Source organism: Paucibacter sediminis (assembly GCF_030254645.1).
GTDB classification, from domain to species: domain Bacteria; phylum Pseudomonadota; class Gammaproteobacteria; order Burkholderiales; family Burkholderiaceae_C; genus Paucibacter_B; species Paucibacter_B sediminis.
Genome location: NZ_CP116346.1, coordinates 2,314,940 through 2,340,613, shown reverse-complemented (window position 1 = coordinate 2,340,613; position 25,674 = coordinate 2,314,940). Strand labels below are relative to the sequence as shown.

The 25,674-nt window shown below is 70.2% G+C and carries 26 protein-coding genes; 9 read left to right on the top strand and 17 right to left on the bottom strand.

Translation table 11 applies throughout. The annotated features are described in order from the left end of the window. Window positions 1–80: 80 nt before the first annotated feature. On the bottom strand, window positions 81–653 hold the full coding sequence (locus PFX98_RS10790) for a 5-formyltetrahydrofolate cyclo-ligase (protein WP_285235205.1): 573 nt from the start codon (window positions 651–653) through the stop codon (window positions 81–83). A gap of 94 nt (window positions 654–747) precedes the next feature. On the opposite strand from PFX98_RS10790, the gene PFX98_RS10785 reads away from it, so the two are divergent. Then, window positions 748–1,113, top strand: a complete 366-nt coding sequence (locus tag PFX98_RS10785) for a TfoX/Sxy family protein (RefSeq protein ID WP_285235204.1) — start codon at window positions 748–750, stop codon at window positions 1,111–1,113. Here the strand turns inward: PFX98_RS10785 and PFX98_RS10780 are convergent. Then, complete coding sequence (locus PFX98_RS10780) at window positions 1,110–1,577, bottom strand: cupin domain-containing protein (RefSeq protein WP_285235203.1); 468 nt, start codon at window positions 1,575–1,577, stop codon at window positions 1,110–1,112. The genes PFX98_RS10785 and PFX98_RS10780 overlap by 4 nt on opposite strands. 3 nt (window positions 1,578–1,580) lie before the next feature. Continuing rightward, window positions 1,581–1,943 (bottom strand): DUF2917 domain-containing protein, encoded by a 363-nt coding sequence (locus PFX98_RS10775; protein WP_285235202.1) that lies wholly within the window; start codon window positions 1,941–1,943, stop codon window positions 1,581–1,583. A gap of 108 nt (window positions 1,944–2,051) precedes the next feature. Between PFX98_RS10775 and PFX98_RS10770 the strand changes: the two genes are divergently transcribed. Then, on the top strand, window positions 2,052–3,047 hold the full coding sequence (locus PFX98_RS10770; protein WP_285235201.1) for a LysR family transcriptional regulator: 996 nt from the start codon (window positions 2,052–2,054) through the stop codon (window positions 3,045–3,047). Between the two features lie 6 nt (window positions 3,048–3,053). Here PFX98_RS10770 and PFX98_RS10765 read toward each other — a convergent pair whose 3' ends face one another. Beyond that, a complete protein-coding gene (locus PFX98_RS10765) occupies window positions 3,054–3,629 on the bottom strand; it encodes a 5-formyltetrahydrofolate cyclo-ligase (RefSeq protein ID WP_285235200.1) in 576 nt (191 codons plus the stop codon). A gap of 42 nt (window positions 3,630–3,671) precedes the next feature. Here PFX98_RS10765 and PFX98_RS10760 point away from each other — a divergent pair, with 42 nt between their 5' ends. The 5 genes from PFX98_RS10760 to PFX98_RS10740 all read left to right on the top strand — a co-directional run bounded on the left by PFX98_RS10760 (window position 3,672) and on the right by PFX98_RS10740 (window position 9,624). Continuing rightward, window positions 3,672–5,714 carry a lytic transglycosylase domain-containing protein gene (locus PFX98_RS10760; RefSeq protein WP_285235199.1) on the top strand — a complete coding sequence of 681 codons (2,043 nt, stop codon included), beginning with the start codon at window positions 3,672–3,674 and terminating at the stop codon, window positions 5,712–5,714. Next, the gene (locus PFX98_RS10755) at window positions 5,711–6,667 is read left to right on the top strand and encodes a complex I NDUFA9 subunit family protein (RefSeq protein WP_285235198.1); all 957 of its coding nucleotides are present in this window, start codon (window positions 5,711–5,713) and stop codon (window positions 6,665–6,667) included. Before PFX98_RS10760 ends, PFX98_RS10755 begins: the two co-directional genes overlap by 4 nt. A 29-nt stretch (window positions 6,668–6,696) precedes the next feature. Next, window positions 6,697–7,398 carry a glutathione S-transferase family protein gene (locus PFX98_RS10750; RefSeq protein ID WP_285235197.1) on the top strand — a complete coding sequence of 234 codons (702 nt, stop codon included), beginning with the start codon at window positions 6,697–6,699 and terminating at the stop codon, window positions 7,396–7,398. Window positions 7,399–7,415: 17 nt separating this feature from the next. Next, window positions 7,416–8,642 carry a multifunctional CCA addition/repair protein gene (locus PFX98_RS10745; protein ID WP_285235571.1) on the top strand — a complete coding sequence of 409 codons (1,227 nt, stop codon included), beginning with the start codon at window positions 7,416–7,418 and terminating at the stop codon, window positions 8,640–8,642. Between the two features lie 157 nt (window positions 8,643–8,799). Beyond that, on the top strand, window positions 8,800–9,624 hold the full coding sequence (locus tag PFX98_RS10740; RefSeq protein WP_285235196.1) for a PEP-CTERM sorting domain-containing protein: 825 nt from the start codon (window positions 8,800–8,802) through the stop codon (window positions 9,622–9,624). Here the strand turns inward: PFX98_RS10740 and PFX98_RS10735 are convergent. The 5 genes from PFX98_RS10735 to tsaB are packed head-to-tail and all read right to left on the bottom strand — an operon-like array spanning window position 9,621 to window position 15,108. Then, window positions 9,621–10,712: a class I SAM-dependent methyltransferase gene (locus PFX98_RS10735; RefSeq protein WP_285235195.1), complete on the bottom strand. Its 1,092-nt coding sequence runs from the start codon at window positions 10,710–10,712 to the stop codon at window positions 9,621–9,623. The two genes, PFX98_RS10740 and PFX98_RS10735, sit on opposite strands and share 4 nt — an antisense overlap. Then, complete coding sequence (locus PFX98_RS10730) at window positions 10,709–13,060, bottom strand: putative bifunctional diguanylate cyclase/phosphodiesterase (protein WP_285235194.1); 2,352 nt, start codon at window positions 13,058–13,060, stop codon at window positions 10,709–10,711. Before PFX98_RS10730 ends, PFX98_RS10735 begins: the two co-directional genes overlap by 4 nt. Before the next feature lie 25 nt (window positions 13,061–13,085). Further along, window positions 13,086–13,883, bottom strand: coding sequence for a uracil-DNA glycosylase (locus PFX98_RS10725; RefSeq protein ID WP_285235193.1), 798 nt, complete (start codon window positions 13,881–13,883; stop codon window positions 13,086–13,088). Beyond that, window positions 13,880–14,383, bottom strand: coding sequence for a ribosomal protein S18-alanine N-acetyltransferase (rimI, locus tag PFX98_RS10720; RefSeq protein WP_285235192.1), 504 nt, complete (start codon window positions 14,381–14,383; stop codon window positions 13,880–13,882). The genes PFX98_RS10725 and rimI overlap by 4 nt, the downstream gene beginning before the upstream one ends. Then, window positions 14,380–15,108: a tRNA (adenosine(37)-N6)-threonylcarbamoyltransferase complex dimerization subunit type 1 TsaB gene (gene tsaB, locus PFX98_RS10715; protein ID WP_285235191.1), complete on the bottom strand. Its 729-nt coding sequence runs from the start codon at window positions 15,106–15,108 to the stop codon at window positions 14,380–14,382. Before tsaB ends, rimI begins: the two co-directional genes overlap by 4 nt. Window positions 15,109–15,156: 48 nt before the next feature. On the opposite strand from tsaB, the gene dacB reads away from it, so the two are divergent. Further along, window positions 15,157–16,623, top strand: a complete 1,467-nt coding sequence (gene dacB / locus PFX98_RS10710) for a D-alanyl-D-alanine carboxypeptidase/D-alanyl-D-alanine endopeptidase (protein ID WP_285235190.1) — start codon at window positions 15,157–15,159, stop codon at window positions 16,621–16,623. A 7-nt stretch (window positions 16,624–16,630) separates the two neighbouring features. Here the strand turns inward: dacB and PFX98_RS10705 are convergent, their stop codons facing one another. From PFX98_RS10705 to purE, 6 genes are all read right to left on the bottom strand, one after another. After that, the gene (locus PFX98_RS10705) at window positions 16,631–17,305 is read right to left on the bottom strand and encodes an OmpW/AlkL family protein (RefSeq protein ID WP_285235189.1); all 675 of its coding nucleotides are present in this window, start codon (window positions 17,303–17,305) and stop codon (window positions 16,631–16,633) included. Window positions 17,306–17,330: 25 nt separating this feature from the next. Next, on the bottom strand, window positions 17,331–18,698 hold the full coding sequence (locus PFX98_RS10700; protein WP_285235188.1) for an alpha/beta hydrolase family protein: 1,368 nt from the start codon (window positions 18,696–18,698) through the stop codon (window positions 17,331–17,333). A 158-nt stretch (window positions 18,699–18,856) separates the two neighbouring features. After that, window positions 18,857–19,807 carry an SGNH/GDSL hydrolase family protein gene (locus tag PFX98_RS10695; RefSeq protein WP_285235187.1) on the bottom strand — a complete coding sequence of 317 codons (951 nt, stop codon included), beginning with the start codon at window positions 19,805–19,807 and terminating at the stop codon, window positions 18,857–18,859. A gap of 32 nt (window positions 19,808–19,839) precedes the next feature. Further along, window positions 19,840–20,841, bottom strand: coding sequence for an L-threonylcarbamoyladenylate synthase (locus tag PFX98_RS10690; RefSeq protein ID WP_285235186.1), 1,002 nt, complete (start codon window positions 20,839–20,841; stop codon window positions 19,840–19,842). 2 nt (window positions 20,842–20,843) lie between these two features. Beyond that, a complete protein-coding gene (locus PFX98_RS10685) occupies window positions 20,844–22,016 on the bottom strand; it encodes a 5-(carboxyamino)imidazole ribonucleotide synthase (protein ID WP_285235185.1) in 1,173 nt (390 codons plus the stop codon). Then, window positions 22,016–22,513, bottom strand: a complete 498-nt coding sequence (purE, locus tag PFX98_RS10680) for a 5-(carboxyamino)imidazole ribonucleotide mutase (protein WP_285235184.1) — start codon at window positions 22,511–22,513, stop codon at window positions 22,016–22,018. The genes PFX98_RS10685 and purE overlap by 1 nt, the downstream gene beginning before the upstream one ends. 93 nt (window positions 22,514–22,606) lie before the next feature. Here purE and PFX98_RS10675 point away from each other — a divergent pair, with 93 nt between their 5' ends. After that, a complete protein-coding gene (locus PFX98_RS10675) occupies window positions 22,607–23,566 on the top strand; it encodes a tetratricopeptide repeat protein (protein WP_285235183.1) in 960 nt (319 codons plus the stop codon). Here the strand turns inward: PFX98_RS10675 and PFX98_RS10670 are convergent. Together PFX98_RS10670 and PFX98_RS10665 are read right to left on the bottom strand one after the other, a co-directional pair. Then, window positions 23,563–24,666: a hypothetical protein gene (locus tag PFX98_RS10670; protein ID WP_285235182.1), complete on the bottom strand. Its 1,104-nt coding sequence runs from the start codon at window positions 24,664–24,666 to the stop codon at window positions 23,563–23,565. The genes PFX98_RS10675 and PFX98_RS10670 overlap by 4 nt on opposite strands. A 20-nt stretch (window positions 24,667–24,686) precedes the next feature. Continuing rightward, complete coding sequence (locus PFX98_RS10665; protein ID WP_285235181.1) at window positions 24,687–25,583, bottom strand: phosphoribosylaminoimidazolesuccinocarboxamide synthase; 897 nt, start codon at window positions 25,581–25,583, stop codon at window positions 24,687–24,689. Window positions 25,584–25,674 lie beyond the last annotated feature (91 nt).

Sequence of the window (25,674 nt, the reverse complement as noted above, 5' to 3'; positions counted from 1 at the left end):
GGCCTCAGCCCGGCCGCTGACAGGCGTCCAGGCCTTCGTCGGGCGTCGGCCGGCAAGCAGTTGCCGGCCTTGGTCCCGACTCAGCCCTCCTTGTCCCACACCACCCCCTCCTCGGTGAGCATGGCGTCCAGCGGCATGTCGTGCGGCTCGGCCTTCAGCAGGGGCAGAAAACCATGCGCATAGCCCACGCCGGCGGTGGCGGGGCGCGGCTGCAGGCTGGCGAGGGTGCGGTCCATGAAGCCACCGCCATAGCCCAGGCGCAGGCCGCAGGGCCCGTAGCCCACGCAGGGCACCACCAGCAGCTGCGGCTCGAAGACCTCGGTGTCCTTGGGCTTGGGAATGCCGTAGGCGTCTTCCTCCATCGGGCAGCCCGGATACCAGACATGGAAGCGCAGCGTGCCATGCTCCTTGTCCACCACCGGCAGGCCGATGCGCCGCACCGGGTTGGCCTCGGCCCAGCGGTACAGCGCCGGCAACGGGTCGAACTCGCCCTTGATGGGCCAGTAAGCGCCGATGGTCAGCTCGCGCCGCCGCACCAGCCAGACGCGCAGCACACGCTGCAGCTCCTCGGCCAGCTCCAGCCGCCCGGGCAGGGCCAAGCGGTCGGCAATCAGTTTGTGGCGCAGGGCGGCACGGTCATTGGCTACATCCACGCGAGAGTCTCCCAAGGCTGGCTGCCGTGATTGTGCGCGAGGGTCAGGTCTTGTGACTTGCGGGTTTGCCTAAGCCACCACCTATAGTTGCGCCATGTCCAAGGAACTGCTGGCCCACAGCCTGGAATTGCTGGCGCCCCTGGGTGCGCTGCGCAGCCGCCGCATGTTCGGCGGCTATGGCATTTATGCGGACGAGATCTTCATCGCCATCATTGCCTTCGAGCAGCTCTGGCTGAAGGCCGATGCCGAGACCATCCCGGCCTTCCAGCAGGCCGGCTGCGCGCCCTTCCGCTACGACAAGCAGGGCCAGGTCATGACGATGGCCTATTACGCCGCGCCGGAAGAGGCGATGGAATCGCCCGCGCTGATGCAGCCCTGGGCACGCCTGGCCTTGGCGGCGGCGCTGCGCGCCCGCGCGGCGAAGGGCAGCAAACCGGCGCCGCGCCGCGGCAAGGCTTAGGGCCGCTCGACGCGCAGCTGATCGAAGTCCACCAGCGCCTCTTCGGCGCCATTCATGTAGAGCCGCTTGCGCTGGCGCGGGTAGTCGCAGACATCCTGCTCCAGGTTCGTTCTGGCGGCGATGAACACCAGCGGCTCCGCCCCCGTGTTCAGCAGCGTATGCGCCGCGCCATTCTTCGCGAAGCCGAGAAAGTCCCCCGCCTCGACGGCATGGGCCTGCTCGTCGATGATGGCCGTGCCCCGCCCCGACAGGATGTAGAAGCACTGCTCCTCATAGAGATGGCGGTGGTACTCGGCGGCCTCGCGGCCGGGCGCCAGCGTCATCACATGGAAACCCAGCGTCGTCATGCCGGTGGCGCCGCCCAGCGACTTGGCGACGCGCACCGCGTTGGCGTTCAGCAGATGGGTCTTGGCTTGACCCGCCATGGCGGCAATGTCCGCCGCCTTCAACAGCGGGCCGGCCATGGTTCAGGCCGCTGCCAGGGCCGAGCTGGCCGGGCGCGCCGCGCGCTTGGCCTTCAGCTGGCTCCAGGCTTCCGGGCAGGCCAGCGGCGGCACCAGCAGCTGGAAGCGCGCGCTGGGCCAGGATTCCAGCACCACCTGCTCGCCGGAGCCGAGGATGATGGCCTCGCCGGCGGCCAGCCAGACGTCCTGGGCCGGCCGGTCGGCACGGCCGCTGCGGGTCAGCCAGACGCGCCCCTCCAGCACGCGCAACTCGCGTGCGCCCGGCCCGATCGGCAGGCTCAGGGCCTGGCCCTGGCCCAGCTCCCAGGCGGTGCCGGCATAGGCGGGGTGGAATGCATCGATTGATGAGCGTTGAGCCAAAGACATGGTGTCCTCCTGATCCGCCCGCCGCACTCGGCGGGCATGGGGCAATACTAGGGACTACCCGGAATCCGGTCCAATGAGTTGCACGCCCCGGATTGATACCATTCGCGCATGAATAACGCGCCGCGCCATCGCCCCCTCGCCATCGGCCCCCTGCGCGCCTTCGAGGCGGTGGCCAGGCTGCTCAGCTTCCGCGCGGCGGCCGAGGAGCTGCATCTCACGCAGTCGGCCATCAGCCGCCAGATCCGCAGCCTGGAGGACGAGATCGGCTGCACCCTGTTCCTGCGCGGCACCCGCCATGTCGAGCTGAGCACCGACGGCGCGCTACTGCGCACCCAGGTGGTGAGCATGATCGAGCGCCTGGACGCCACGGTGCGGCAGATCCGCCAGTCGCGCGGGCGCCGCGTCGTCAACGTCACCACCTTCGCCTCCTTCGCCTCGCTGTGGCTGCTGCCGCGCCTGGAAGCCTTCCAGCGCGCGCATGCCGACATCGACATCCGCGTCTCGGCGCTGGACCAGATCGTCGACATCGACGACAGCGAGATCGACCTCGCGCTGCGCTATTGCGCGCCCGGCCAGGTGCCACCCGGTGCGGTGCGGCTGTTTGGCGAAACCCTGGTGCCGGTGGCCAGCCCCTGGCTGGTGGAGCAGGCGGCCCGCGGCCTGGCGCCGCCGCTGCGCCAGCCCAGCGACCTGGCCCAGCACAGCCTGGCCGAGGAAGACGACCAGCGCCCCACCGCCCAATACCTGAGCTGGCGGCGCTGGCTGGCCGAGCATGGCGCGCCCGAGCTGCAGCCGCGGCGCTGGATGTACCTGAACTTCACCTACCAGCAGATCCAGGCCGCGCTCTCGGGCCAGGCGGTGGCGCTAGCGCGGCTGGCGCTGGTGTACGAGTCGCTGCAGCGCGGAGAGCTGGTCGAGCCCTTCGGCCCGGCCGGGCGCATGAGCAGCCCCTCGGCCTACTGGCTGCTGCTGTCACGCCAGGGCCGCAGCCGGCCCGAGGTGGTGCAGTTCGCGCATTGGGTCGAGGCCCAGGCCGCACAATCGCGCCGCGACATCGGCGAAACGCAGCATGGCGACGAGGGCGGGCTGGGCGAGCACGACTAGCCGCAGCTAAGGCGTCACGAGCTCGCGCTCGGTCAGGATCACGGTCAGGGGCTGGTCATGCGCCTCGATCGCAAAGGCCGCCTCGCCGCCGCTCCAGCCAAGGCCGATGGTGGTGACGCCCGGATGCCTGGCCAGCCAGCGGTCGAAATAGCCGCCGCCATAGCCCAGCCGGTAGCCCTCGCGGGTGAAGCCCACGCAGGGCACCAGCAGCACGTCGGGCACCACCACCGCGCCATCGCTGCTGGGAATGCCGCACTCATCCTTCAGCGCGGGCGCCTCGCCCTGCCAGCGCCGAAAGTCCATCTGCCGACCCTCCTTGCGGGCGAAGGGCAGGGCCAGACCGCATTGCTTGACCAGGCCTTGCGACTGCACAAACTCGGCTGCGTTAAATTCCCCTTCGAAGGGCCAGTAGAGACCCAGGCATTGGGGCTCTAATTGAGCCAGCAGTTCACGCAGCGCAGCGGCCTGCGCGGCCTGCGCCTTTTGCGCCTCCGCGCTCGCCCACCATTGCGCGCGTGCGACCAGCAAATGACGGCGCAGCGCGGCGCGCTCGTGCGGCAGGGTGGCGTGGTCTGACGGCATCAGCGGTTTATCCAGCAAAGAGAAAGCAGAGAGAGAACAATCTTGTCGGCAGTATATGGAGCACGGAATCTGACGCGCATCGCAGCGCTCGCGCTGGCCTGCGGGCTGAGTTTTCTTTCATGCGGCGCCCGCGCGCAAGACGCTGCGCCGCCCAAGCCCGAGCTGATCGGCGAGGCGCGCGAGGCCCTGCGCCTGAAGGACAAGAAGCGCCTGGCGGCGGTGAACGCCGTCGCGCAGGCGCAGCAGTACCCGCTTGCATCCTGGATCGACTACTGGGACCTGGGCCTGCGCCTCACCGAGCTGAGCCAGGGCGATCTGGAGGGCTTCTATGCGCGCTGGCCCGGCAGCTATGTGGAAGACCGCTTGCGCAACGACTGGCTGCTGGAGCTGGGCCGGCGCCGCGACTGGGGCAATTTCGCGCGCGAGCTGCCGCGCTTCAAGATGGCCGACGACCGCGAGGTGGCCTGCTACGGCCTGCTCACCGAGCACCTGGCCGGCCGCGATGTGCGCGCCGCGGCACGCGCGGCCTGGCTGGCCCAGAAGGATGGCGACGACGGCTGCCAGCTGCTCGCCAGCACCCTGCTGGAGGCCGGGCGGCTCAAGCCCGAGGATGTCTGGCTCAAGCTGCGCCTGAGCTTCGAGCTGAACCGCCCGCGCGCCATCAAGCAGGCCAGTGCCCTCTTGCCCAAGGGCCTGGCCCTGCATGTCACCGAGCTGCAGGACAGCGCGGCGCGCTACCTGGCGCGCAAGGCCTCGACCCAGGGCCGCACCCATGCCGAGATCACCACCCTGGCGCTGCTGCGCATCAGCGCCAGCGACACCGCCCAGGCCGCCGAGCTGGTGGACCGCTGGGAGGCAAGGCTGCCGCACGACCTGGCCGCCTGGGCCTGGGCCCAGCTGGCGCGCCAGGCGGCGCTCAAGCTGCAGCCGGAAGGCGCCGACTACTACGCGCGCGCCTTCCGGCTGCTCGACAAACATAACAGCGCCGCGGAGTGGAGCGACGACACGCTGGGCTGGGCGGTGCGCGCCGCGCTGCGGGCCGACAACGGCGCCGGCCGCCCCGCGCTGGCACTGCAGGCCCTGGGCCTGATGAGTGCGAAGGAGCAGCAGGAGCCGGCCTGGCAGTACTGGCGTGCGCGCGCCCTGCAGGCCAGCGCGGCCGAGGGCGCCGGCAGCGCCAAGAGCGAGGCCCAGCGCGCCCAGGCGCACCAGCTGCTGCAGGGCCTGGCCTCGCCGCTGAGCTTCTACGGCAAGCTGGCGGCCGACGAGCTGGAGCAGCGCCTGCCCCTGCCGGCCGCACCGGCGCCGCTGAGCCCGCAGGAGAAGGGCCAGGCCTATCAGCACCCCGGCCTGAACCGCAGCCTGCTGCTGATCGCCGCCGGCCTGCGCAACGAGGGCGTGCGCGAGTGGAACTTCTCGCTGCGCGGCATGAGCGACCGCGAGCTGCTGGCCGCCGCCGGCCTGGCCTGCGAGCGCGAGGTCTGGGACCGCTGCATCAACACCAGCGAACGCACCAGGGCCGAGGTCGACCTGAACCAGCGCTATCCCCTGCCCTTCCGCAACGAGGTGCTGGCCAAGGCGCGCGAGATCGGCCTCGACCCCGCCTATGTCTACGGCATGATCCGCCAGGAGTCGCGCTTCATCATGGACGCGCGCTCGCATGTCGGCGCCTCCGGCCTGATGCAGGTGATGCCCGCCACCGCGCGCTGGACCGCCAAGAAGGCAGGCCTCGACTACAAGCCCGAATACCTCACCGACCGCGACTTCAATCTGCGCATCGGCACCAACTACCTGAAGCTGGTGCTGGACGATTTCGGCGGCTCGATGGCGATGGCCGCGGCGGCCTACAACGCCGGCCCCGGCCGGCCGCGCCGTTGGCGCGAGGGGCCGGTGATCGACGCCGCCCTGTGGGCCGAAAGCATCCCCTTCAACGAGACGCGCGACTATGTGAAGAAGGTGTTGTCCAACGCCACCGTCTACGCACGCCTGCTCGGTTCCGAGCCCAGCGCCTTGCGCGAGCGCCTGGGAAAGCTCATCGGCCCACGCGAGGCCAGCGCGCCCTCCTCCAACCAGGACCTACCGTGACCCCCAACAAGATCTTGATCCTAGGCGGCAGCGGCTTTGTCGGCCGTGCCTTGTGCGAGCAATTGGTGCGTCAGCATGGCGGCGCCGCGGCCATCACGGTGCCAAGCCGGCGCCCGGCCGCGCACCGCGGCCTGCAGGTGCTGCCCGGCCTCGACATGATCGAGGCCGATGTGCACGACGCGGCACAGCTCACGCAGCTGCTGCGGGGTCAGGATCTGGTGGTCAATCTGGTGGCCATCCTGCAGGGCGACGAGGCCGCCTTCGAGCGCGCCCATGTGCAGCTGCCGCGCACCCTGGCGGCGGCCTGCCGGGAAGCCAGCGTGCGCCGCCTCATCCATGTCAGCGCGCTGGGCGTGGGGCCGGCCGCGCCCTCGCGCTATCTGCGCTCCAAGACGCGCGGCGAGGCGGTGCTGCAGGAAGCGGCGGCCGAGCTCGATCTCACGCTGCTGCGGCCCTCGGTGATCTTTGGCGCCGACGACCAGTTCCTCAATCTGTTCGCGGCCCTGCAAGCCTGGTTCCCGCTGATGCCGCTGGCGGGTGCGGACGCGCAGTTCCAGCCGGTCTGGGTGGAGGACGTGGCGGCCGCCATCCTGCGCTGCATGCAGGACCGCGGCACCATCGGCAAGACCTACGAGCTGGCCGGCCCGCAGGTGCTGCGCCTGGGCGAGCTGGTGAAGCTGGCCGGCCGCCTGAGCGGCCACGAACGCCGCGTGCTGCCCCTGCCCGCCGTGCTGGCGAAGGCGCAGGCCCTGCTGATGGAAAGCCTGCCGGGCGAGCCCATGATGTCGCGCGACAACCTGGCCTCGATGGAGGTGCCCAATATCGCCAGCGGCACCCTGCCCGGCCTGGCCGAACTGGGCATCCAGGCCCACGCCGTGGAGCCCATCGCCGCGGCCTATCTGCGCCACGGCGTCAGCAAGATGGACGTGCTGCGCCGCGGCGCGCATCGCTGAACCACTCACAACAAGGAGCAACATCCCCCATGCAACTCGTGATCGGCAACAAGAACTACTCGTCCTGGTCGATGCGCCCCTGGGTGCTGCTGAAGGCCTTCGACATCCCCTTCAGCGAGCGCAAGCTGCGCTTCGATTTCACGCCCGGCTCCAGCTTCTACCAGGCCATGGCCGAGGTCACGCCGGCCGCCAAGGTGCCGGTGCTGCTGGACGACGACGGCTTCGCCGTCTGGGACACCCTGGCCATCACCGAGACGATTGCCGATCGCCACCCCGAGCTGGCGATCTGGCCGCGCGATGCACGCCAGCGCGCGCGCGCACGTAGCCTGTGCGCCGAGATGCATGCCGGCTTCGGCAGCCTGCGCGGCCTCTGCCCGATGAATATCGAGGCCGACCTGAGCGCGGTGGGCCAGCGCCTGCTCGCCAGCGAGCCCAAGCTGCGCGCCGACCTGGCGCGCATGCAGGCCGCCTGGGAAGAGGCGCTGGCGGCCAGCGGCGGGCCCTTCCTGTTCGGCGCGTTCAGTGCCGCCGACGCCTATTTCGCGCCGGTGGTGATGCGCATCACACGCTATGGCTTGCCCATGTCCGAGCCCTGCCAGCGCTACCTGGCCGCCATGCAGGCCCATCCCGCCGTGGCCGCCTGGGTGGCCGACGCGCTGGCCGAGCAGGATTTCATCGCCGACGACGAGCCCTACCGCGTCTCCGGCGGGCCGCAGGGGCAGTTGCGCTGAGCCCGGCGCCGACCATGATGCAGATCTACAAGGTCGGCGGCGCGGTGCGCGACGCCCTGCTGGGCCGCCCGGTGGCCGACATCGACTGGGTCATCGTCGGCGCCCGGCCCGAGGAACTGCTGGCCCTGGGCTACCAGCCGGTGGGCAAGGACTTCCCGGTGTTTCTGCACCCGGAATCCAAGCAGGAATACGCGCTCGCCCGCACCGAGCGCAAGACCGCGCCGGGCTACCATGGCTTTGCCTTCCACGCCGCCCCCGAGGTCACGCTGGAGCAGGACCTGGCGCGCCGCGATCTAACCATCAACGCGATGGCCGAGGACGCGGCCGGCCAACTCATCGACCCCTATGGCGGCCAGCGGGACCTCAAGGACAAGGTCTTGCGCCATGTCTCGCCGGCCTTTGCCGAGGACCCGGTGCGCATCCTGCGGCTGGCGCGCTTTGCGGCGCGCTACCGGGACTTCACGGTGGCGCCCGAGACGCTTGCGCTGATGCGCGCGATGGTGGCCGCCGGCGAGGTCGATGCGCTGGTGGCCGAACGCATCTGGCAGGAGTTCGCGCGCGGCCTGATGGAAGCTGAGCCCTCGCGCATGCTGGAGGTGCTGCGCGCCTGCGGCGCGCTGGCACGCCTGCTGCCCGAGCTGGACCGCCTCTTCGGCGTGCCGCAGCCCGCGCAGCACCACCCCGAGATCGACACCGGAACGCACATGCTGATGGTGCTGGACCGCTGCGCCGCGCTGGCCGCGCCGCTGACGGTGCGCTATGCCTGCCTGTGCCACGACCTCGGCAAGGGCCTCACGCCCACCGAGGCGCTGCCACGTCACATCGCCCACGAGAGCCGTGGCCTGCCGCTAACGCGGCGCGTCAGCGAACGCTGGCGCGTGCCGAGCGACTGCCGCGAACTGGCCGAGCTGATGACGCGCGAGCACACCCATGTGCACCAGAGCCTGTCCTTCACGCCGCAGGCGCGGCTGAACCTGTTGGAGCGCTGCGACGCGCTGCGCCGCCCCGAGCGCTTTGCCGAGCTGCTCTTGGCCTGCGAATGCGATGCGCGCGGCCGCCTGGGGCTGCAAGACCGGCCCTATCCGCAGCGCCCCAAGCTGCTCGCCGATCTGCGCTGCCTGCAGGGGCTCAACCAGGCCGAACTCAGCGCGGCGGCGTTGGCGCAGGGTCTCAAGGGGCCGCAGATCGGCGCGGCAATTGCCAGGGCGCGGCTGGCGGCGCTGGCCGCCATGGCCCAGACATGAGCGCAAGGTCGGCGTCGGGAATATTTACAGCGTCACGCCGCTTGTTGCATCGCCCCTGACAACTCGTCATCAAATCAAACACTTGTCATGCTGGCGCGCTTTATGCGTGACCCTGCACAGGCATGGTCGCTTATCTCAACAGCGTCTGGAGTTCGTCATGATGAATGCTGCATACCGTCGTCTCAGCGCCCTGGCCGGCGTCGCGCTTGGTTTGGGCCTCAGCTCGGCGGCCATCGCCGGACCCTGCCTCACCAACCCCGCTGACGCCGTGGGTGCGCCGGTGTTCGGCGCCACCGTGAGCACCTTCATCGGCCTGGGCATCAACCCCAACGTCACTTGCATCGAGAACGGCGGCTGGAGCGACCCCAGCGGCTTCAATCTCGGCAGCTATGTCAAGGGCGCGGACGGTTTTGGCACCGGCACCGACCCCACCACGCTGGGGGCCTACAACGGCGCGGGTTCGGCGGCGGCGAATGCCAACGCGCGCGACTTCGCCTGGGTGCAAGACGCTGGCAACGGCGGCAACGTGGGCGGGGCATCGGGCGGACGGCCCTCGCAGGGCCTGATCTGGGATCTGGGCGGGCAGGCCAATCAACTGGCCGTGTTCGTCTTTGTGGACCATGGCCCCGTGCCCGGCGAGGTGCTGGAGAACACCGCCTGGTTGTCGAACGACCCCGATGCCCTCGATGCAGACTGGGTGCAGGCCCAGCTCGTGCACGTCTACGGTGATGGCTGGTCGCCGGGTGCGAATGTGGCCGACGGTTTCGTGGCGGTCTACCAATTGCCGACTGCCGCCACTTTCCGATATGCGTCAGTCACCTGGGGTGGGCCGGGCGCCGTGGTGCGCGATGGCGACAATGAGATCGATGCCGTGGGCGGGCTGACCTTTGGCGGTGGCGGACTGCAGGTACCCGAGCCCGCCTCGCTGGCCCTGGCCGGGATGGCCTTGCTGGCGGCCGGTCTGGCGCGACGCCGGCGCTAGAGCGTGTGGCTGCGATCGCCCTGCGCAAAGCCCAGGGCATCGAAGGGCTCGCCTGCGGCGAAGCCGATCACCTTGAAGAGCTCGCCCATCTCATGCTCGGCGATCAGCTTGTGCGCCATCACGCGCTGCGGCAGCTCGGCCGCGGCCATCAGCTCGACCAGGCCGCAGTTGATGAGGAAATGCGCCTGACTGGTGTAGCCCAGCACGCTGAGCCCGGCCTCCTGGCCGGCCAGCGCCACGCCCGTGAAGTTGACATGGGCGGTGATGTCCTTGAGCCCCACCAGGGCCAGCGGGTCGCCATCGGCGCGGTGCTCGTGGTGGCACATCAGGGTGCCGCCCAGGCGTTGCGGGTGGTAGTACTCGCGCTCGGGGAAGCCGTAGTCGATCAGGAAGATCGCGCCGCGGTCGAGCCGCTCGGCCAGGGTGCGCACAAAGGCCTCAGCCTGCGGGTGGATCTCGGTGACGGTGCCGGGCAGCATGTGCTCGTGCAGCGGCGGGCGCAGCGCGCTGGGCCGGTCGGCAAAGGCAAGACCTGACCCTTCGGCCACGACACCGCGCTCGCACCAGGTGTGGCCATCAAAACTCAGCAGCTGCACCGGCATCGCGTCCAGCACCTCGTTGCCGAGCACCACGCCCTGCATGCGCGCCGGCAGCTGGTCCAGCCACTCGAGCTTGTGCGCCCAGGGCTGCAGGCGCTCGGCCTGGCGCGCGCGCAGCGTGCCGGACAGGTCGACGATGCGGTAGCGCCGCACGCGCTCGCCCAGCGCCTCCAGCAATTGCGCCGCCAGCGCGCCGGTGCCGGCGCCGAACTCCCAGACCTCGTCGCTGCCGCTCGCCTCCAGCGCCTGCGCCACCTGCGCGGCCAGGGCGCGCCCGAACAGCGGCGAGAGCTCGGGGGCGGTGACGAAGTCAGAACCGCTGTCGGGCATCAGGCCGAACTTCTGGCGCTGGTTGGCGTAATAACCGAGGCCCGGCGCGTAGAGCGCCAGGGCCATGAAGCGATCGAAGGGCAGATAACCCCCGGCTTGTTCGATCTCGCGCTGGATCAGGGCGGCTAGCTCGGGCGAGGTCTGGACTTCTTTGCTCATGCCCCGATTGTAGAAACGCGGCCGCGCAGCCAGGCCTCGAAGGCCGCCGCCGACATCGGCGCGCCGATCGCCTCGCCCTGCACCTCGTCGCAACCCCACAGCGCCAGCGCTTCCCATTGCGCGCTGCTGCGCACGCCCTCGGCGCTGACGCGCAGGCCCAGGCCCTTGGCCATCTGCAGCATCGCGCGGGTGATGGCCACCGAGCCCTCGTCGTCGGGCAGGCCGGCGACGAAGCTCTGGTCGATCTTGAGCTTGTCCAGCGGCAGCAGAGTCAGGTGCGAGAGCGAGGTGTAGCCGGTGCCGAAATCGTCCACCGAGATGTGCAGGCCCAGGGCGCGCAGGCTGGCGAGCGTCTCGGGCACGCCGCTCAAGTCTTCGGTGAGCATGCGCTCGGTGAGCTCCAGCTCCAGCCAGGTGCCCGGCACGCCGGCCTGCTCCAGCACCGTGGCCACCGAGCGCGCAAAGCTGGCGAGGCGGAACTGCATGCTGGAGAGGTTCACCGCGATCGGCACCTCGGCCACGCCCGTCTCGTGCCAGATGCGCGCCTGGCGCGCCGCCTCGCGCATCACCCATTCGCCCAGCGGCAGCATCAGGCGATGCCGCTCGGCCACCATGATGAAGGCCTCAGGGCTCAAGAGGCCGCGCTGCGGATGCTGCCAGCGCAGCAGGGCCTCGGCGCCGGTGAGCGCGCCGGTGCGCGCATCCACCTGGGGTTGGTAGTAGAGCGCGAACTCGTCGCGCGCAATCGCATGCGCGAGCTCGCTCTCCAGCACCAGGTCGGCATAGGCGTTGGCCGCCATCGAGGGCTCGAAGAATTCGTAGGTGGCGCGGCCGCTGGACTTGGCCAGGTACATGGCGGTGTCGGCGTGCTGCAGCAATTCCTCGGGGCTGTCGCCATGCTCGGGGAACATCGCCACGCCGATCGAGGGCGTGACCGAGAGGTCGCGGCCATCGGCGCGCACCGGCACCTCCACCACGCTCAGCAGCGCGATCAGCACCACATGCACGTCCTCGCGGCCCGACACCTCGTCGAGCAGCACCACGAACTCGTCGCCGCCGAAGCGCCCCACCGTGTCGGTGGCGCGCAGGCAGGCGCCGATGCGGTCGGCCACGGTGCGCAGCACCTGGTCGCCCTCCAGATGGCCCAGCGAATCGTTGACGCGCTTGAAGTTGTCGAGGTCGATGAACAGCAGGGCGAGCTTCTGCGCGTCGCGGCGCGCCGTCAGCAGGCGCTCGCGCAGCCGGTCGAGGAAGGCGCCGCGATTCAGCAGGCCGGTGAGCGCATCGTGATGCGCCAGGTGGTGCATGCGCTGCTGCGCCGCCAGCCGCTCGCGGATGTCGCGCACGATGGTCATGCGCAGCTTCTCGCCGCCGCGCCAGAGCGTGCGCACGATGAATTCCACGTCGATGCGGCTGCCATCCTTGTGCTGCACCGCCGTCTCGTAGCGCGTCTCCTCGCTCTTGCCCATCACCTGGCTGACCTTGTGCAGCTGGTCGGGCGCCACCAGGGCCAGCGCCGAGCGGCCCAGCAGCTCGGCCAGGGTGTAGCCCACCAGCTGGCACAGCGGCGCGTTGGCATCGGTGATGACGCCGTCGCGGTGGAACACGATGCCCTCCACCGAGGCGTGCATGAACTTGGCCATGCGCTCCTCGGACTCGCGCACCGCGATCTCGGCGACGCGGTGCCGCGTGATGTCGGCGATCAGCACGAAGCTGGCGCGCGACTCGCCCTTGCCGTCCAGATGCGGGATCAGGTTCACCTCGATCCAGCGCGGCGCGGCGTTCGGGCTCTCGATCTTGCGCTCGTACACCACCGCCACCTGCTCCTGCAGCACGCGGTCCACATGGGGCTGGATCTCCTTGGCAGCGGCCTCGCCGATCACCTCGGCAAAGGTGCGGCCGAGGATGCTCTGCTCGTCCAGGCCGAACATGCGCGCATAGCCGCGGTTGGCGAACAGGCATTGGTCGGTCTTGGCGTCGTAGAGCGCGATCAGCACCGGCACGTTGTCGGCCATCAGGCGCAGCTGCGCGGCCTGGTCCTGCGCGCGCAGCTGGGCGCGCTTGCTGGCCGAGATATCGGTCCAGAGGCAGACATGGCTGGCGCCCTCGGCATCCCAGCGCGAGCGGCAGCTCAGCCAGGTCGGCGCGCTGGCTCCGGTCTGCAGCTCGAGCTCGAAGTCCTGCGGCTGCGGCCATTGCGCGCGCAGCTGCGCCTCGGCCTCGGGGCGCAGCCAGCTCCAGCCGGTCTGCCCCTGGCTGAGCTGGAGAAACTGCGCATTGCGTTCGAGGATGGCGCCGCTCGCATCCACGCGGGTCGCGGCACTTGGCAGCAGTTCCCAGCCCTTCATGTGGCCTCGCCTCCTCAGCTCGGTGTCAGGTCTTGCCTTGCTGCAGGGTGTCCACGGCCAGGCACAAGTCCTCCCAGGCACGCGCCTTGTCCACCAGATTGCGCAGCAGATAGGCCGGATGGTAGGTCACGATCAGGGGCACGCCCTGGTATTCGTGCACCCGCCCGCGCAATTTACCGATCGGCTCATTGCTGCGCAGCAGCGACTGCACCGCAAAACGCCCCATCGCCAGGATGATGCGCGGCTGCACCAGGGCGATCTGGCGGTTCAGATAGGGCTCGCACTGGGCCAGCTCGGCGGGCTCGGGATTGCGGTTGCGCGGCGGCCGGCACTTCAGGGTATTGGCGATGAAGACCTGTCGCTCCGGCGGGCCCTCGGCGCGGCCCAGGCCCAGCGCGCGCAGCATGCTGTCGAGCAGTTTGCCGGCCTGGCCGACAAAGGGCTCGCCCTGCAGATCTTCCTGCTCGCCAGGCGCCTCGCCCACCACCATCCAGTGCGCATGCTCATGGCCCACGCCGAACACCGTCTGCTTGCGCGCCTCGCACAGGCCGCAGGCCCGGCAGCCGGCCACGCTCTCGCGCAGCGCCGGCCAGTCCATCGCGGCAATCGCCTGCTCGCGCGCACCGGCAGGTATGGGCGGCGTAACTGGCGCTACCGGCATGGGCGGCAACACGGCAGCGACCGGCACCGGCGCCTCGGCAACGGGTGACGGAGGGGCCGCGCTTGCGGCAGCGGGTGCGGTAGGTGCGGCAGCGGGAGGGGCCGTCCAGACCTTGATGCCCATGGCCTCGAGCATGGCCTGCTGGCGTTCCGAATAGCTCATTGGGGCACCGCCAGGTTCATCACGATGGCGTCTTCGCGCTGCCCGCCTGCGGCCGGGTAATAGGCACGCCGCAGGCCCACTTCGGTAAAACCGTAGCGGGCATAGACCTGGCGCGCGCGCGCATTGCTCTGGCGCACCTCCAGCCAGATCTGCTGCGCCCCCTGGGCGCGCGCCCAGTGGCTGAGCCCGTCCAGCATCAGGCGCGCCAGGCCGCGCCCCTGGTACTCGGGGCGCACGGTGATGTTGAGCAGGTGCAGCTCGTCCACGCCCTTCATGGCGAGGAAATAGCCCTGCAACTGGCCCAGGCTGTCGTGCCAGACGAAGGCGCCATAGCCGGCCGCCAGTGAATCGATGAAGTTGCCGCGCGACCAGGGAAAGGGATAGGCGCGCAGCTCGATCGCCAGCACGGCGTCGAGGTCCTGCACCGTCATGGCGCGCAGCCCGAACTGGGCCAGCGGGCCCGGCACGGGCGTCCAGGCGGCGGCGAGCTGAGCGCTCATGATGCGGCGCGTGCGGCCAGGCGCTCGGCGGTGGTGAAGGCCACCTTGTCGCGCACATAGACGGGCATGGCCTCGGCGGCGTCGCGCAGCGCGCCGGCGTCCCAGGCCTGCTGGCTCAGCTCGGCCAGCGCCGCGGCGCGCGAGCGCGACTCGGGCCAGCGGCTGGCGGCCCTCGTCTGCAGCGCGGCGCCGAACACCGCCAGCGCCGAGCCGGCCACCGCGGTGGGCGGCAGCGAACTCGCGTCGGCCCAGCGGGCGTTCAGGCTCTCGGCGCTGTAGAGCGCGGGCGCTGCCAGCGCCTGCCAGCGCCCGTCCTGCCAGCCATAGGCAGCGGCGTAGATCTCGTTCATGCGCGCGTCCATCGCCACCCAGACCCGCTCGCCCAGCGCGGTGCCGGCGGCCGCGGCCTGCTGGCGCGCATCCTCGGCCACCTGCATCAGACTGTCGATCGCCAACACCGGCTTGCCGGCACCCAGGGCCAGGCCCTGGGCCACCGCGCAGGCGGTGCGCAGGCCGGTGAAGGCGCCGGGGCCCTGGCCGTAGGCGATCGCGTCCACGTCGGCGAGGCCGAGGCCGGCGCGCGCCAGCAGGGCCAGCGCGGCGGGCACCATCTGGGCCGAGGCCTTGGCGCCGCCCTCGCCCTCATGCAGCAGGCGCTCGGCCGGGGTAATCAGGGCCAGCGCCATGCTTTCGGTGGAACTATCGAGGGCCAGCAGCACGGTCATGGGGGCAAGTGTAGCCGTGCGATCATCGTCGCCATGCCCTTGACAAGCTTGCATCATCCCCTCCGAACAGGTCTCGCGGCATGGCTGCTGGCCGGCGCCGTTGCCGGCGCCCCCGCGGCCACCGCCGCGCCCTGGCCGGCCGAGCTGGAGCCGGTGCAGCAGGCCCTCGCGCAGGCGAAACTGCCACCCGAAAGCCTGGGCATCTGGATCCATGCGATCCGGCCGACGGGCGCGCAGTTCGAGTGGCAGGCCAGGCAGGCCATGAACCCGGCCTCGCTGGCCAAGCTGGCCACCACCTGGGCCGCGCTCGAACAGCTGGGGCCGGCCTGGACCTGGCGCACGCCGGTCTGGCTGAACGGCAGGTTGCAGCCCGACAGCGGCGTGCTGGAGGGCGATCTGGTGATCAAGGGCACGGGCGATCCCAAGCTGGTGCTGGAGCGCCTCTGGTTGCTGCTGCGCCAGGTGCAGGCCCTGGGTGTGCGCGAGATCCGCGGCCATATCGTGCTGGACCGCAGCGCCTTCGCGCCTTATGCGGGCAGCCCGGCGGATTTTGACGGCGAGCCCTGGCGCCCCGGCAATGTGCAGCCCGACGCCCTGCTGCTCAACTACAAGGCCCTGACCTACAGCTTCCGGCCCGACCCGGAGCGGCGCGTCGCCTGGGTCAGCACCGATGTACCGCCGCTGGACGGCGGCGCGGCGCTGAGCCAGCTGCCGCTCAGCGGCGGCGCCTGCGAAGACTGGCGCGGCGCCCTGAAGGCGCAGTGGAGCGACAGCAAGCGGCCGCGCTTCGGCGGCAGCTACCCGGCCGCCTGTGGCGAGCTGCGCTGGCCGGTGGCCGACCCCGATCCGCGCACCTTCAACGCCCGCCTGCTGGCGGCGATGTGGCGCGAGCTCGGCGGCAAGCTGGGCGGCGAGGTGCTGGAGGGCAAGGCGCCGGCCACGCCCCCGAGCTTCGAGTTCGCCTCGCCGCCGCTGGCCGAGGTGGTGCGCGACATCAACAAGTTCAGTGCCAATCTGATGGCCGAGCAATTGCTGCTGAGCCTGGCCAGGCCGGTGGACGGCGCGCCGGTGACGCTGGAGCTGGCACGCCAGCAATTGCGCGACTGGCTGGCCCAGCGCCTGGGCGACGGCGATTTCCTGCTCAGCAATGGCTCGGGCCTGTCGCGCGATTCACGCCTCAGCGCCGCACAGCTGGGCGGCCTGCTATTGCAGATCTGGGCCAGCCCCAGCATGCCGGAGATGCTGGCCTCGCTGCCGCTGGCGGGCCAGGACGGCACGCTGGCGCGCGGCGATGCCAAGCGCTTTGGCGCCGCCCAGGGCCGCGCGCACCTGAAGACCGGCTCGCTGCGCGACGTGACCGCGCTGGCCGGCTATGTGCTCTCGGTCTCGGGCCAGCGCTACGCCTTCGTGGCCATCGTCAACCACGGCCGCGCGCTGGCGGCGCGGCCGGCCCTGGACGCCCTGCTGCGCTGGACCGCGCAGGACATGCCGGGGGCGGCGCGCACCGCGCCGTGAGGAACCCTTAGAAGCTGTAGCCCAGCGACAGGGTGGTGACGATGGGACGGAAGTCCACGGTGGTGTTGCGCGTCACCACACCCTCGCGCGTCTGGCTCACCGCCGTCACCTCGCTCTTCACCTTGGCCATCGCCACCGTGCTGACCAGCGACCAGTTCTTGTCGAACTGCACCGTCAGGCCGACGTGGCCGGCCGCGCCCCAGGAGTCCGCCAGCTTGATGTTGGTGGCGCCGCCCGAGGCCAGATCGCCCGCGACGGTGCTGCGCGTCTTGGGGAAGCGCGTGTAGTTGATGCCCAGGCCCACGAAGGGATGCAGCTTGGGCAACAGCTCGCCGAAGTGGTAGTTCAGGAACACCGTGGGGGGCAGCTGCTGCACCGCCGAGATCTGACCGAAGGGCTTCAGCGAGCCCTCGCCATAGACCTTGTGGGTGGGCGGCAGGCCCAGCGCCAGCTCGGCGCTCCAGCTGGGCGCAAAGCGGTAGGTGTAGCCGAAGCCCAGGGTGTCCTGGTCGCCCACGCTCAGGCGCGCATCGGGCAGGGAGGCATGGGTCAGCGGCGTCGAGACGGCGCGCACATCGATATGGGCACCGCCCAGATAGACGGTGTGGGTCTGGGCCGCGCAGGCGCCGGCCAGGCCCATCAGGAGGGCGCCCAGCAGGCCGGAAGAAATCTTGTGGTTCATGTCTGTATCTCCGTGCTGCTGCGACTCACAGGCCGCTGGCCAGCACTTGTTGGAAGAAGCCGCGCGCCAGGGCGGTGCAGAACGGCGGCACCAGGCCACCGTGGTACTGGCCCTGGGCGGAGGCACCGGCCGCGGCCTTGGCCTGCTGGAAGCCGAAGTAGACCGTCTGGCCGGCCACGCCCGCGGGCAGGCTGGAGAGGTTCTCGAGGTCGTACGCGCCCATCAGCGGCGCACCGCGCGACTTCAGGTCGGCGGCGGAGACGCTGGTGTTGATGTCGAAGAACACCGTCGGATCCTGCTTGCCGCCGCACAGGGCGATCGGGCGCTTGGGCGTCCAGCCCAGCAGGGTGTTGGTCTGCAGCGCCTTGCGGAAGCCGCCCGTCGCGTAACCGGCGCGGAAGCTGTCCTTCAACAGGCCGCCGGTGCCGAACAGCTTGGTGAAGGTCGGGTCCGCCGGCAACTTGCCGGCGGCGATCAGCTCGCTGACCGACTTGTCGCTCGGAAACAGGCTCTCGGCGCTGGCGTCGAACGGCGCCTGGTAGGCCTCCGAGGGCGTGCTGTAGATGTTGCCGTAGGACTTCTGATAACTCGTCAGCTGCATGGGCGCGAAGATGGTCGCGCCGGCATTCGGCTGCACATTCACCACCACATCGCCGAAGCCGACGATGTTGTAGGGGCCGGACATCGGCGCCGAGGCCGTCACGGTGAACTCGGCGGCGTAGTCGCGCTCGATGATCTTGTGCACCGCCATCGCCACATGGCCGCCCTGCGAATAGCCGCTCACCAGCAGCTTGGCGGAGGGCTTGACGGCGCTTTCGGCGGCCAGGTGGGCCTTGGCGGCGCGCAGGCCATCCACCATGTCGACGCCCGAGGACTCGGCATTCAGGTAGGGGTGCCAGTTCAGGCTGGACTTGTCGTAGCCCAGGTAGTTGGGCGCCACCACGATGAAGCCCTGGGCCGCGAACATGGCCATGGCCAGCGCGGCCTCGCTGTTGTTCTTCACGTCGGCCATATTGGTGGCGTGGGCGGTGCTGGTGCCATGCGCATACAGCAGCACCGGGCGCTCGCCGCTGCAGGCCGGGTCGCTGCCGCTGGGCACCAGCACGCCCTCGGTGGCGGTGGCGGCCTGGCCGAGCGGGTCGCGCGTGAAGTAGACGATGTAGCGGATGTCGACATCGCACTTGGCCTTGCCGGACAGGGGCTGCAGGCTCTTGGCCGCGGTGCCGGCGTCGATGTCGGCGATGGTGGCCTTGCCGGCCAGCACGGCGGTGGCGATATTGCCGCGCGCCGGCGGCGGGTCGTCGCGATTGTCGGCGGCGCCGGTGCCACCACCGCAGGCGCTCAGGGCGGCGGCGGCCAGCGCCGCCAGGCTCAATGTCTTGATGCTGCTCATTCCTACCTCGTTGCGAGTTTTATCTTTAGCCTAAAAAAGAACGGTCGTTCTTTTTTAGAGCGATGACTATATTTCTCCACAAATAGGTCGCCACCAAGTAAAAACCCCGACACCGCGGAACGGTGTCGGGGTTGCGCAGCGGTCCTGCGAGGCGGGTATCAGAAGGGGTTGTTGCGCGCCCGCGTCTGGGCCAGCAGGCCCAGGCGGTTCTGGCCGCCATTGCCCAGCCAGTAGTCGTCGGCCCACAGCCAGGTGTCGGCGGAGGCGGTGTCCAGCAGGGTCTTGGTGGTGCAGTCGGGCAGCGCCACCTTGCAGGCACCCACGGTGATGTTGGCGTAGCCAAAGCCCTCGGGGTATTTGGCAATCGCCTGCGACATCTCGTCGCCCAGCACCAGGCCGATCATGCGGCCGTCGTTGATGACGTTGAGGCGCATCTGCGAATTGAAGGCCTGGGTCAGCGCGCTCAGCAGGGCGGCGCGGTCGGTGTCGGTCTTGGTGGCCTTTTCCTTGGCGGCATAGGGCGTCAGGCCCAGGTCCGGCAGGGTCACGACCAGCACGCGCCCGCCGGCATTGGCGACGCGGTTGACCTGGTCGGCCAGCGCGCGGCCACGCTCGCCGGCGCTGGCCAGCAGGGTGTCGCGGTTCTGCGCCGGGAACTGGCGGTACAGATCGAGCAGATCGTTGCTGCCCACCAGGATCGCCACCAGATCCTTGCTGGTGAAGCCGCCGGCCGAGAACTGCTGGTCGATCTGCGCCTTCACGCCATCGACCTTGGCGCCCGGGCGCGCATACATGATGCCCTTGGGCGTGGCCACGTTGTCGGGGTTGCACTGCGGGAACACCAGGCCGAACTGGGTGGCCAGGGCCTGCACCCAGATCGGGTTGTTCTGGCACTTCAGCGCCAGGGTGGTGTCGTCCACGGCGTTCACCGCGTACTTCTTGCCTTCGGCGGTCAGGTAGCTGGCCTCGTCACCCATGGCCATGATGCGCGTGGGCGCAAAGGGCTCGATCTGGCTGCTGCCGCCACCGCAGCCCGCCAACATGGCCGCCGCAGCCGCCAGCAGCACCAGACCGGCCTGCCCCCACCCTTGCTTGAAACTCTTCTTCATGAACGCTCCGAGAGAAAACTTGACCGCCCGCCTCAGGAGGCTGAATCAGAAAAAGCGGCTGCGGCGCGGGACAAGCGGTCCCTCACGCCATCCCAGGCCGCATCGGCCGGGGGGGTTTCGATCCAAATTTCGCGTGCGCCCTGCGCGTCCAACGCGCGCAAGACTGCAAACAACTCCTGGGCCGCCGCCCTCGCATGCCTGGGCATGACGCGCTGCAGCAGGCCTTGCGGCACGGCGACCGTGCGCGAATATACCGCCAGGGCATGAGGGGTTTCTTTAGACAGGGCCGCCTGCAACTCGGCGGGCGCCAGCAGCCGCACCACCGCGCTGGGCGCGTAATGGGCTGCCAGCGTGCCGGAGGCGCGCGGTGCCGCGGCATCGCGCGGCGCCAGCGGCTCTCCCGCCACCGCGGCGATTTCGGCCTCGGTCAGCACGCCGGGGCGCAGCAGCACCGGATGGCCACGGCTGCAGTCGACGATGCTGGACTCGATGCCCACCTCGCAATCGCCACCGTCCAGCACCAGCAGGCCGGGCTCGAATTCGCTCAGCACATGCTGGGCCGAGGTGGGGCTGACGCGGCCGAAGCGGTTCGCGCTGGGCGCGGCCACACCCAGCACGCCCAGCTTGCGCGCCTCGGCCAGCAGGGCGCGCGCCACCGGGTGGGCCGGGCAACGCAGGCCGATGCTGCCCTGCCCGCCCGCGGCGGCGGCGGCCATGCCGGCGGCGCGCGGCACGATCACCGTCAGCGGGCCGGGCCAGAAGGCCTGCATCAGGCGCCGCGCCACCGGGGGCAGGTCTTGCGCAAAGCGTTCGGCATCGGCAACGTCCAGCACGTGCACGATCAGCGGATGGTCGGCCGGCCGGCCCTTGGCCGCGAAGATCTGCGCCACCGCGGCATCGCTGTCGGCGCGCGCGCCGAGGCCATAGACGGTCTCGGTGGGCAGCGCCACCAAGGCGCCATCGGCCAGCGCCTGGGCGGCGCGGGCAATGGCGGCGGGGTCCTGGCCGTTCAGCAGCATGGCGTCTTCACCCATCCTCACCAGTCGGCCGGCAGGCCCAGCAGGGCCGCCGCCTGGCGCGCCACCGCCTCGGCCTCGGCGGCCGTGGCCGCGGTGATGTTGAGATGGCCCATCTTGCGGCCACGGCGCGCGCTGGTCTTGCCGTAGAGGTGCAGATGCGTGCCCGGCAGGGCCAGCACGGCGGCCCAGTCGGGGCTGCGCTCGGCAGTGCTGCCGGGCTCGAACCAGAGGTCGCCCAGCAGGTTCAGCATCACGGTGGGCGAATGCAGGCGCGGCGTTGGCAGCGGCAGACCGGCGAGCGCGCGCACCTGCATCTCGAACTGCGAGACGTCGCAGGCATTCATCGTGTAATGGCCCGAGTTGTGCGGGCGCGGCGCCATCTCGTTGACCACCAGGGCGCCATCCTGCAGCACGAAGAACTCGATGCACAGCACGCCCACATAGTGCAGGCTGGCGGCAATGCGGGCCGCAGATTCACGCGCCTGCTGTTGCAGGGCGGCGCTGGCGGCCGGCGCCGGCACCTGGGTCACCGCCAGGATGCCGTCGCGGTGCAGGTTCTGCTGCACCGGGAAGCTCACCACCTGCCCGGCGGCATTGCGCACCACCAGCACGCTGAGCTCGAGCGCCAGCGGCAGCATCTGCTCCAGCACGCAGGGCACGCGCTTCAGTTCGTCCCAGGCCTGGGCCAGCTCGGCCGCGCTGCGCACGCGCAGCTGGCCCTTGCCGTCATAGCCCATGCGGGCGGTCTTGAGGATGCCGGGCAGCAGGCTGGCCGGCACGGCCGCCAGGTCGGCGTCGCTGCGCAGCAGCGCATAGGGTGCGCAGGCCACGCCGCTGGCCTGGAAATGCGCCTTCTCGTCGGCGCGGTCCTGGCACACCGCCACGGCGGCACCGGCGGGCGCCACGAAGCGCTGCTGCGCCAGGCGCTCCAGCGCCGCGGCCGGCACGTTCTCGAATTCGGTGGTGATGGCGTCGCATTGCGCGGCCAGCCGCGCCAGGCCCGCCTCGTCGAGGTAATCGGCCTGGATATGCTCGTGCGCGACGGCGCCGGCGGGGCTCACCGCGTCCGGGTCCAGCACCACGGTGCGGTAGCCCAGGCTTTGCGCCGCCTGCACAAACATGCGACCCAGCTGGCCGCCACCCATCACGCCCAGGGTTGCCGTGCCCGGCAGCAAAGGCTTGCCGCTCATCAGATCAGGTCCTTGCTCATGGCACGCGCCACCTCGGTCTGGCGCACGCGGTAGGCGGCCAGCTTGTCGCGCAGCTGGGCATCGTCCTGGGCCAGCATGGCCAGCGCGAACAGCGCCGCATTGCCGGCGCCGGCGGTGCCGATGGCAAAGGTGGCGACCGGGATGCCCTTGGGCATCTGCACGATGGAATGCAGCGAGTCCACGCCCTGCAGATGGCGGCTGGCCACCGGCACGCCCAGCACCGGCACCAGCGTCTTGGCGGCCAGCATGCCCGGCAGATGGGCGGCGCCACCGGCGCCCGCAATGATGGCGCGCAGGCCACGGCCCTCGGCGGCTTCCGCGTAGGCAAACATGTCGTCGGGCATGCGATGCGCCGAGACCACCCGCGCCTCGAAAGCGACACCGAACTCGGAGAGAATGTCGGCGGCGTGCTTCATGGTCTCCCAGTCACTGCTGGAACCCATCACCACGCCAACCAGGGGAGAGGCGTTCTGCATAGTCTGCACGGCGCTGTCCATAGGCTGGAAAACCTTGAATTGTAGGCGGCAGCCTCCAACTGCCTCCGATTCCCTCGCAGGCCCCGAGACGACATGATCGACATCACCCTCCAGAACTTCGAACAAGACCTCTTGCAAGCCTCTGTGCAGCAGCCCGTGCTGCTGGACATCTGGGCGCCCTGGTGCGGCCCCTGCAAGAGCCTGGGCCCGGTACTGGAAAAGCTCGAGACGGCCTATGCCGGCCGCTTCCAGCTGGCCAAGCTCAACAGCGACGAGCAGCCCGAGATCGCCAGCCAGCTGAGCCAGGCCTTCGGCGTGCGCAGCATCCCCTTCTGCGTGATGTTCGTGGGCGGCCAGCCGGTGGACGGTTTCGTGGGCGCGATCCCCGAGGCGCAGATCCGCGAGTTCCTCGACAAGCATGTACCCAGCCCCGACGAGCTGGCGGCCGAGGAGGACGTGGCCGTGGCCGAGGCCCTGCTGGCCGAGGGCGATACCGCCTCGGCACTCGACAAGCTGGCAGCGGCGGTGGCGGCCGACCCGGCCAACGAGCAGGCCCGCTTCGATCTGGTGAAGGCCCTGCTGGAGGCTGGCCAGGTGGCGGCCGCGCGCAGCGCCTTCGAGCCGGTGGCCGCGCGCGCTGCCGACACCATCACCCCGCATGCCCGCTTCGCTGCACTGGCGATCTGGCTGGCCGCCGCCGAGCGCGCGCCCAGCCTCGACGCCGGTGCGCTACAGGCCGCGATCGCCGCCAACAAGCGCGACTTCGAGGCCCGCTACGCCCTTGCCCAGCTGCAGTTGGCGGCGCTGCGCCATACCGAGGCGATGGACGAGCTGCTCGAGATCATCATGCGCGACAAGAGCTGGAACCAGGAGGCGGCGCGCAAGGCCTATGTGGCGATCCTGGAACTGCTGACCAAGCCCGCCCCCAAGGCAGCGGCGACGGCCGGCGAACCCAAGGGCGGCGCCCTGCAGCTGGCCGGTCAGACCACCGTGGCGCCCAGCGACCCGCTGATCGACCAGTACCGCCGCAAGCTCAGCATGGCGCTGTTCTAAGACGGCGTCAGCGCGGCGGCGGCCAGCTGCTCGCGCCAGCTCTGCTGCTGGCGCGCGAACTCGGCCCATTCGCGCTCGGCCGCCGCGGTGTGGCGCTGGGCATTGGCCTGATCGTCCAGCGCCGCATAGACCTGGGCCAGGCGGCTGTGGGTGGCGGCCCGGTCGTCCACATCGCAGCGCGGATCGAGTTCGATCTCCGCCTCGCGGGCCTGATGCAGCGCATGTTCGCGCTGGCCGCAGTTGATGCGGCACCAGGCCAAATCGGCCAGCAGGCTGCTGCCCAGGCGCTCCAGCCCGCGCGACATCGCCAGCGGCAGATGCTCCTCGTAGAGCTGGCGCGCCTGCTCGTAGTCACCCTGGATGGCCAGGATCTGGGCGCGCAACACCGGCGTCAGGCCGGCCATCGCCGCCGCGCCCACGGCGGCATCGTAGTGGCGCACCGAGTCGACCCCCAGCAGCAGCTCCGGCCGCGCCTGCGCCGGGGCCGCCAATGCCAGGCGCCGCGCCTCGGCGGTGCGCATCTCGGCCATGTTGTACATCAGCGCCGACAGGGTGGCGTCGTCGCCCTCGGCGGCGGCATGCGCGCGCGCCTTCGCATACCAGGGCTGGGCCAGCTCCTGCGCGCCGGCATAGTGCCAGGCCAGCCCCATGCACATGCAGGCACGGCTGCGCGCCACGCGATGCTCGGGCGCGGCCGTCTGCAGACAGGTGCGGACATGCGCCAGCATCGCCGGCAGGTCGTGACGCACATAGGCCAGCTGGGCCAGCCAGGCGCAGGCCAGCGCCTCGATCTCGCCGATGCCCACCGACTTGGCGATCGCATAGGCGCGCTGCACCTTGTCCTGGGTGCTGGCGCTGAAATCGGTGTAATAGCTCATCAGGCCCTCGGCCATGTGCAGCCAGGCGCCGATCTCGGGATGCGGGTGCTGGAAGGCGAGCTGATGCAGGCCGGTGAGTTCCTCGCGCGCCTCCACCAGCGCACCATGGCGCGCCAGCAGCATCGCGCGCTTGGCCTTGAAGCAGGCCGCCTGCACCGGCGAGGGCGCGGCGGCGATCTGCTGATCCAGCTGCTTGAGCAGGCGTGACTTGATCTCTTGCATGGCCTGCTCCCTGCTGGGCCTCAGCGCGTCAGGCGTTCCAGCGCTTCGCGGTACTTGGCCGCCGTCTGTTCGATCACCGCGGCAGGCAGGGCCGGCGCCGGCGCCACCTTGCCCCAGGGCTTGCCGTCCACCTGGGCCTGCTCCAGCCAGTCGCGCAGGAACTGCTTGTCGTAGCTGGGCGGGTTGCTGCCCACCGCATAGCTCTCGGCCGGCCAGTAGCGCGAGGAATCGGGCGTCAGTACCTCGTCCATCAGGGTCAGCGTGCCGTCGGCATCGAGGCCGAACTCGAACTTGGTGTCGGCAATGATGATGCCCTTGCCGAGCGCATAGTCGGCGGCGCGCTGATAGAGCTGGATCGAGATGTCGCGCACGCGCTCGGCCAGGTCCTGGCCGATGATCTCGACGCAGCGCGCGAAATTGATGTTCTCGTCGTGGTCGCCCATCTCGGCCTTGGTGGCCGGCGTGAAGATGGGCGCGGGCAGCTTGCCGGCGTTCTGCAGGCCGGCCGGCAGCTTGACGCCGCAGACCTCACCGCTCTGCTTGTACTCGGCCCAGCCGCTGCCGGCCAGATAGCCGCGCACCACCGCCTCGATGGGCAGGGGCTTGAGGCGCTTGACCAGCATGGAACGCTCGCGCACCTGCGCCTTGTCGGCCTCGCTCACCACCGAGAGCGGGTCCTCGCCGGTGAGGTGGTTGGGCACAATGCCCTCGAGCTGCTTGAACCAGAACAGCGCCATCTGCGTCAGCAGCGCGCCCTTGCCCGGGATGGGCTCGCCCATGATGACGTCGTAGGCCGAGATGCGGTCGCTCGCCACCATCAGGATGCGGTCGCTGCCCACCGCATAGTTTTCGCGCACCTTGCCACGGGCGATGAGGGGAAGCGAGGTCAGCGAGGAGTTCAGCAAAGCAGCGGTCATGGCGGGGGTTCCAACGAAGAGGCCTGGATTTTAGGCGCGCGGCCGGCCGAGTGCCCGCCATCGAGCGGGCAAAAAAAGGGCCCGGGGGCTC

Excerpts from the sequence above, each read along its gene's own strand:
- PFX98_RS10785 (WP_285235204.1), top strand. The coding sequence starts at position 748 with ATGTCCAAGGAACTGCTGGCCCACAGCCTGGAATTGCTGGCGCCCCTG.
- PFX98_RS10780 (WP_285235203.1), bottom strand. The coding sequence starts at position 1,577 with ATGGCCGGCCCGCTGTTGAAGGCGGCGGACATTGCCGCCATGGCGGGT.
- PFX98_RS10775 (WP_285235202.1), bottom strand. The coding sequence starts at position 1,943 with ATGTCTTTGGCTCAACGCTCATCAATCGATGCATTCCACCCCGCCTAT.
- PFX98_RS10770 (WP_285235201.1), top strand. The coding sequence starts at position 2,052 with ATGAATAACGCGCCGCGCCATCGCCCCCTCGCCATCGGCCCCCTGCGC.
- PFX98_RS10765 (WP_285235200.1), bottom strand. The coding sequence starts at position 3,629 with ATGCCGTCAGACCACGCCACCCTGCCGCACGAGCGCGCCGCGCTGCGC.
- PFX98_RS10750 (WP_285235197.1), top strand. The coding sequence starts at position 6,697 with ATGCAACTCGTGATCGGCAACAAGAACTACTCGTCCTGGTCGATGCGC.
- PFX98_RS10745 (WP_285235571.1), top strand. The coding sequence starts at position 7,416 with ATGCAGATCTACAAGGTCGGCGGCGCGGTGCGCGACGCCCTGCTGGGC.
- PFX98_RS10740 (WP_285235196.1), top strand. The coding sequence starts at position 8,800 with ATGATGAATGCTGCATACCGTCGTCTCAGCGCCCTGGCCGGCGTCGCG.
- PFX98_RS10735 (WP_285235195.1), bottom strand. The coding sequence starts at position 10,712 with ATGAGCAAAGAAGTCCAGACCTCGCCCGAGCTAGCCGCCCTGATCCAG.
- PFX98_RS10730 (WP_285235194.1), bottom strand. The coding sequence starts at position 13,060 with ATGAAGGGCTGGGAACTGCTGCCAAGTGCCGCGACCCGCGTGGATGCG.
- PFX98_RS10725 (WP_285235193.1), bottom strand. The coding sequence starts at position 13,883 with ATGAGCTATTCGGAACGCCAGCAGGCCATGCTCGAGGCCATGGGCATC.
- rimI (WP_285235192.1), bottom strand. The coding sequence starts at position 14,383 with ATGAGCGCTCAGCTCGCCGCCGCCTGGACGCCCGTGCCGGGCCCGCTG.
- tsaB (WP_285235191.1), bottom strand. The coding sequence starts at position 15,108 with ATGACCGTGCTGCTGGCCCTCGATAGTTCCACCGAAAGCATGGCGCTG.
- PFX98_RS10705 (WP_285235189.1), bottom strand. The coding sequence starts at position 17,305 with ATGAACCACAAGATTTCTTCCGGCCTGCTGGGCGCCCTCCTGATGGGC.
- PFX98_RS10700 (WP_285235188.1), bottom strand. The coding sequence starts at position 18,698 with ATGAGCAGCATCAAGACATTGAGCCTGGCGGCGCTGGCCGCCGCCGCC.
- PFX98_RS10695 (WP_285235187.1), bottom strand. The coding sequence starts at position 19,807 with ATGAAGAAGAGTTTCAAGCAAGGGTGGGGGCAGGCCGGTCTGGTGCTG.
- PFX98_RS10690 (WP_285235186.1), bottom strand. The coding sequence starts at position 20,841 with ATGGGTGAAGACGCCATGCTGCTGAACGGCCAGGACCCCGCCGCCATT.
- PFX98_RS10685 (WP_285235185.1), bottom strand. The coding sequence starts at position 22,016 with ATGAGCGGCAAGCCTTTGCTGCCGGGCACGGCAACCCTGGGCGTGATG.
- purE (WP_285235184.1), bottom strand. The coding sequence starts at position 22,513 with ATGCAGAACGCCTCTCCCCTGGTTGGCGTGGTGATGGGTTCCAGCAGT.
- PFX98_RS10675 (WP_285235183.1), top strand. The coding sequence starts at position 22,607 with ATGATCGACATCACCCTCCAGAACTTCGAACAAGACCTCTTGCAAGCC.
- PFX98_RS10670 (WP_285235182.1), bottom strand. The coding sequence starts at position 24,666 with ATGCAAGAGATCAAGTCACGCCTGCTCAAGCAGCTGGATCAGCAGATC.
- PFX98_RS10665 (WP_285235181.1), bottom strand. The coding sequence starts at position 25,583 with ATGACCGCTGCTTTGCTGAACTCCTCGCTGACCTCGCTTCCCCTCATC.